Origin of the sequence: Collinsella aerofaciens (assembly GCF_040926265.1) — a bacterium.
GTDB classification, from domain to species: domain Bacteria; phylum Actinomycetota; class Coriobacteriia; order Coriobacteriales; family Coriobacteriaceae; genus Collinsella; species Collinsella aerofaciens_BB.
Genome location: NZ_JBCOIL010000049.1, coordinates 1 through 3,449, shown reverse-complemented (window position 1 = coordinate 3,449; position 3,449 = coordinate 1). Strand labels below are relative to the sequence as shown.

Sequence of the window (3,449 nt, the reverse complement as noted above, 5' to 3'; positions counted from 1 at the left end):
CTCCAAAACCGACATTTTTCGACATCTTTGAAGGCTGACGTACACGTTTGGATTGAGTTCACGGAAGTAGCACTATTCGGAAGGTGCCTCTTCGTCTCGCATGTCCTTCCAGTTGCGGATAAGTGCCTTGCGTAGTTCGTTTTGCTCTCGCTGGTACCCGGTGTCGGTACAGCGAGGCATGCCGAGTGCTTCGCGAATGTTGTTCATGGCGCGGTGAAAGGCGAGCTGGCTGCCGAACTGAGCCGAAGTGAGCGTAACGATTCGATATCCCATTTGGGAGAGAACGGCCTCTCGCTCCGCATCTGCTCCCTTGCGCTCGAACTCATCGTGAAAACCGCCCTTATATTCGATACCGAGCTCCCTGCGCTTATAGGTAATGAGGGCATCGATTTTGAGTGTTCGGGCTTTTGTGCAATGCCAGAGACGTTGAGGGATCTCGAGCGGTTTGTTGAGTTCGATACCTCGGGTACCAACGCCGCCTTCGCTTGTTGGGAGCGAGAGGGCGATTGCCGAAGCGGTCTCCATAGGCGAGGCCGAGTGATCGTAGATGTGCCTGAGCGCGAGCCGTGCACGTGTGGCACCGGGTTTGCCGGGGTGCCGATCGAGCAGTTTGGTTATTTCATTCTTGGAGGTAGTGGCTGGTTGCCCGGTATAAGGGTCGGCGGGATTGAGCCTCATGCGATAATCGCCGCAAACTTCATAGCCATATTCGAGATATTCGATCCTATCCATCCACTCGGCAGCGAGCACAAAGGTGAAGGCTTCGTCGGTGATGAAGATTCCGGGCGTCAACTCGTTAATATACTCGTAGGGAAGATTTTGTCCAAGAATGTGACAAACGACGCCTTTGGTACGAATTCGCTCGAATTCGAATACAACCGCGATATCGATAGTCTTAAGCATATCGGACGGAATGCCGCAGTCGGTAAGAGCCTGTCGTATGCGCGCAACACGTTGCTGGGTGGAGATGCCTTGTGCGCCTATCTGGTAGTCGTGCCGCGCAAGAGACTGAACCAAATTCTGGGGTGCATGATGGACAAGCCATGCGGTTTTATGCGAAATGAGAACAGGGGTATCCATTGAGGGCCTCTCGCTCTGAGCCGGTATCCAACTCTTATGTCCGTTGAAGTGGGGAAATATACCGGATGTGAGTAAATCAACTCACTCATGCTGTGAGCTCAATCCAAACATGTACGTCCGCCTCCAAAGATGTCGAAAAATGCCGTTTTTGGAGGGTGACGTACATGTTTTGGATCCCTGGCATTCCAGCAATGCCATGTCAGCATCCAGTCCCGACCGTTTGCCGAGCAATAGGGTCGCAATCGGCGCCGAACATGTACTATGTACGGGTATTGTCTAAACCCGTAACTCAAAGGACCCCATCTTGCCCGTTGCCGCCGCTATGATCGTTACCGCACACGCCTCGGATGCCATGGTTGCCATCCCGTTTTGGCTCGAGATGTTCGCCGTCGTCGCGGCATCGATCTCGGGCGTGTTGGTCGCACGCGAGCACAAACTCGACCTGGTGGGCGCCGTCGCGCTCGCCGTGGCCTGTGGACTGGGCGGCGGTCTTTTGCGCGATATGACGCTGCAGGTGGGCAACGTCTACATCCTCAACCAACCGATGGCGCTCCCGCTCTCCATCGCCACCGCGGCCATCATCTACATCTTCCCGGCAATCGTCGACAAGCCCGAAAAGCTCATTCCCCTGCTCGATATCATCTCGGTGGGTATTTATGCGGCAACCGGCGCAGACAAGGCGCTGGTCTACGGCTTTGCGCCGGCGGTGTGCATCATGATGGGCTTTTTTACCGCGGTGGGCGGCGGCATGCTGCGAGATGGTTTTATGGGTGTGGTGCCGGGTATCTTCCAGCGCACCAACTTCTATGCCATCGCGGCCATCGCCGGATCGGCAAGCTATGTTTGCCTTGTCATGAGCGGCTTGGTCAGCAATGTCGTCGCACTGGTCGTTTGCGTCGTGGTGACCATGGGACTACGCTGGCTGTCGCTGCGCTTTGATATCAAAAGCCCCACCGAGGATGACATCGCACGCTTTTTGCATCGCAAAAAGTAGGTAGCGCGGGCTCATCCTTCGAAATGCAACCGAGAGGTTCTTTTAGAGCGCCCACGCGTTGGGTACCCTGTTAGGTATATGCCGAGTATCTAACGAAGGATTCACTATGCCCTGCAATCAACTCCCGTTGACCCAGCGCCGTAAAGCATGGGGCCGCATCACCATCCTATTCGCGCTCATCGCGCTGGCGATCACCGTGCTTCCCACGGCGTCGTTCGCCGGCACGGACACCGCAGGAAACGTACTTGCGACCGACAATGACGCCAATCCGTCCGGCGTCGAAGGTGACCTGTACTGGGCAGGTCAGGCCCTCAACTTGGATGATGTGTCCATCGGCCGCGATATCATCGCCGCGGGCGATACCCTCTCGATCCGTGACTGCACAGTGGGCGGCGCCGTCCGTCTGGCGGCACGCACCATCGACATTGCCAAGACCACGGTTGATGGCAGCGTGACCGTCGCTGGCCAGCATGTCGTGCTCAATTCCGACAGCACCGCCAACTGTTTCTACGCGATAGGCGAGACGGTTGCCCTGCGAGGCTCCACCAAGTCGGCAGCGCTTGCGGGCGACACGGTGACCATCGATGGCACCGTCAAGGGCGATGTCGAGGTTTGGGCCGACAAGCTCATCCTGGGCAAGAACGCCCACATCACCGGCACCGTGAACGCGCACGTCTCCGAGGACCCCGAGCGCGCCGCGGGAGCCGAGGTCGGTGCGCTCAAGATCGACCGCACCGAGAACGAGGATACTTCCACCGTTAACGATGTCATCGGCGGTATCGTCGCCGCGGCACTCTCGACCTGCTTTGTCGCTCTGCTGCTCGAGCTCATCTTTCCGCGCGCGACCGCCAGCGCCGCCGGCATGCTCCACCAGCGCTCCATGCCCCTGTGGGTGAGCGGTCTTCTGGGCACGATTGCTATCGTCCCCGCCGTCCTACTGCTGATTATCTCTATCGTTGGTCTGTCGCTTGCCGGAACCCTCTTGTGCGGCGTTATCGGCATCGCGTTGATGTCGAGTGCCTTTGCGGGGTGCGCGATCGCCCGCATGGTTGGACACAACCAAAACCGCTACGCCATGGCAGCCGTGGGCGGCGTAATCGCAGGCGCCCTCACGGGGCTTCCCCTCGTAGGTGACTTCATCAGCGGCGTGGCCTTTGTCTTTATGCTCGGTTACATCATCCAAATCATCTGGCGCAACGCCCGCGTCAAGCCGCAGCAGCCGGCTAACACGCCAGGACTCCCCACCGCTTAGCCGCCAACCACCACAAAGGGACCAGGCACCTTTGTGGTGGTGCAGACCAGCTCAGTCCCTATGCACAAAAAGGGCGCCGACCATTACGGTCGACGCCCTTTCTTGTTAGACGCTATAAAGTCC

General features: G+C 57.9%; 3 protein-coding genes. 2 read left to right on the top strand and 1 reads right to left on the bottom strand.

All coding sequences use genetic code 11. From position 1 onward, the window contains the following. Positions 1–72: 72 nt before the first annotated feature. A complete protein-coding gene (locus tag AB5767_RS09970) occupies positions 73–1,080 on the bottom strand; it encodes a putative endonuclease domain-containing protein (RefSeq protein ID WP_368132473.1) in 1,008 nt (335 codons plus the stop codon). 304 nt (positions 1,081–1,384) lie between these two features. On the opposite strand from AB5767_RS09970, the gene AB5767_RS09965 reads away from it, so the two are divergent. Next, on the top strand, positions 1,385–2,074 hold the full coding sequence (locus AB5767_RS09965) for a trimeric intracellular cation channel family protein (RefSeq protein WP_368132474.1): 690 nt from the start codon (positions 1,385–1,387) through the stop codon (positions 2,072–2,074). Between the two features lie 106 nt (positions 2,075–2,180). Next, positions 2,181–3,326 (top strand): bactofilin family protein, encoded by a 1,146-nt coding sequence (locus AB5767_RS09960; protein WP_368132475.1) that lies wholly within the window; start codon positions 2,181–2,183, stop codon positions 3,324–3,326. The last annotated feature ends 123 nt before the right edge of the window (positions 3,327–3,449 follow it).

Bases quoted from the DNA above. Each gene is read 5' to 3' on its own strand.
- AB5767_RS09970 (WP_368132473.1), bottom strand. From the start codon at position 1,080: ATGGATACCCCTGTTCTCATTTCGCATAAAACCGCATGGCTTGTCCAT.
- AB5767_RS09960 (WP_368132475.1), top strand. From the start codon at position 2,181: ATGCCCTGCAATCAACTCCCGTTGACCCAGCGCCGTAAAGCATGGGGC.